The 415-nt window shown below is 46.0% G+C and carries 1 protein-coding gene; it reads right to left on the reverse strand.

From position 1 onward, the window contains the following. On the reverse strand, positions 1 to 213 hold a 213-nt coding region (locus tag AC0QH1_RS30440), incomplete at its 3' end, for a hypothetical protein (protein WP_324635198.1). Positions 214 to 415: the final 202 nt, after the last annotated feature.

Below are 415 nucleotides of genomic sequence, written 5' to 3' on the forward strand. Positions count from 1 at the left end.
AGGGATAGTTTGGGCATGACAATCAAAGCATTGCTTTAATGTTTTGCTCCGATTATGAATAATTATATCCGAGCGCCATTGTTTTGTCAACTTTTTTTCTCCTTCTTCGCCGGCGTGAATTGCAAATGTTGCTACCTGGGAGGTCTGTTTGGTGGGTGACGCCTCAGAAGATTGGAGTGGGCTGACATGCCAGAGATTGGCCAGCGGCGTCACCCTACGGTTCCTGTGGAGATCTGAGGCATAGGCTCCCTATGACAATCAAAGCATTGCTTTAATGTTTTGCTCCCATTATGAATAATTATATCCGATTGCCACTGTTTTGTCAACTTTTTTTTCTCCTTCTTCGCCAGCGCGAATCATTTGCATGCAAGTTGCGATCGCCCTACGGTTCCTGTGGAGATCTGAGGCATAGGCT

This window comes from Phormidium sp. CCY1219 (assembly GCF_055795085.1).